Genomic DNA, 1,688 nt, shown 5'->3' with positions numbered 1-1,688 from the left:
GCTTCTATCAAAAGCTCAGAGCGTTATCAGATTGAATTATGTAATAACAAGCCCTTCTAAGCAGCTTTTTTTCTAATATTCTGTGCTATTGCAAGCAATCCCCATTCAATTTCGACTTTTTGCTTGCCACGAAGCATGAATCTACGAAAACCGTGGTTATTTTTTATGTTGCCGAAGACTGGTTCTACATCAAAACATCGCTTCTTTCGTTTCTCAATACCTTCTTCACTCTTCAAAAGCTCATCTGCCTGCTTTTTTTGCCGTTCCAGATTCACATTGACCTGAATGATTCTTTCACTTTTCGATTTGTGACAGACACCGTTCAACGGACATCCCTTGCAATTGATCGCCTTATAGAGCCTAGCAGTTTGTTCAAAACCTGTTACGGTTTTGCGTTTGCTGTTACCTATGTAACACATCTTCTGACCCATCGGGCAGATATAATGATCTGCCGTCGCGTTGTAAAAAAGCTTATCAGTACTAAATGGATGCTTACTATTGTAATTCCGGTTCTGACGTTTATCAAACAGGTTATACTTCACATAAGCAGTAATATTTTTACCTTCTAATAACGTGTAGTTTTCCTCTGAACCATAGCCGGCATCAGCGGTCAGGCATTTAGGCGCATTACCAAAGCTGTTTTCATGCTGTTCAATGTGCTCTGCAAGTGTATTGGTATCAGTCGTATTAGAATGGATACTATAATTTACGATGAACTGGTTGGAAGTAGATATCTGTACATTGTATGCCGGTTTTAGCTGACCATTTTTCATGTGATCTTCTTTTAACCTCATAAATGTGGCATCCGGATCCGTTTTACTAAAACTATTGCGGTCCCCTAAAATGGCTTCTTGATTTTCGTAGCGTTCAATATTAGCAGGATAATGCTTGGTAACATATCCAAGTTTAGCCTTCATCTTTTTGTCCACATTGTCTTTTCCGCTCAATACCTGGTTGAGCTTATCAACTGTTTGCTGAACTTTTTCTTTATTAATTGTAGTCAAATCCGGTGGATCCGGTAGGTTATCCTCGCTGACAGCAACGCTTTGGGCATATTCCCAGATATGAGCCAGCTGCTTTTTCATTTTTTCCTTATTGGTCGCAATCGCCTTTTTCCACACGAAAGTATATTTATTGGCATTGGCTTCGATTTTAGTGCCATCAGTGTACACCTCTTCAATACTCAAAAATCCTTCCTGAGCAAGCAGTTCTACTACCTGCTCAAAAACAGCGCGCAATGCATTTTTCAGACGAACCCCACGGAATCTATTAATTGTATTATGATCAGGATAACTCATCGAGCTCAAAAACATGAAGTAGATACTCTCCTTGCATGCTGCCTCTAACTTTCTGCTAGAATATATGTTGCTTACATAGCCATAAACCAACACTTTTAATAGCATCTGTGGATGATAGCTGGAAGAACCTGTTGTATGATAAGCTGCGTTGAGAGGCTCTAAACTAATCCTGTTTATCACATCATTGACCACACGACAAGCATGATCTTTGGGAATTAACTCCTCTAAACTTGGAGGCAAAAGCATCAACTGATGCTGATGATATGGTTTGAAAGTAGGTTGTCTGCGGCCCATTTTTCCTGATTTGCTTATAACTAAAGATAATCAATTCTGAAAAAATAAACAACACTATATACGCAAAAAAAGAGACTGCCCTTTTGAGACAGCCTC

At 39.3% G+C, this 1,688-nt stretch carries 1 protein-coding gene; it reads right to left on the bottom strand.

Annotation, left to right across the window (positions count from 1 at the left end):
• Positions 1–56: 56 nt before the first annotated feature.
• A complete protein-coding gene (locus tag RB622_RS30055) occupies positions 57–1,592 on the bottom strand; it encodes an IS1182 family transposase (RefSeq protein ID WP_308050540.1) in 1,536 nt (511 codons plus the stop codon).
• Positions 1,593–1,688: the final 96 nt, after the last annotated feature.

The organism is Dyadobacter sp. LHD-138 (assembly GCF_030929615.1).
Taxonomy (GTDB): domain Bacteria; phylum Bacteroidota; class Bacteroidia; order Cytophagales; family Spirosomataceae; genus Dyadobacter.
This window is presented reverse-complemented; position numbering and strand designations above follow the sequence as displayed.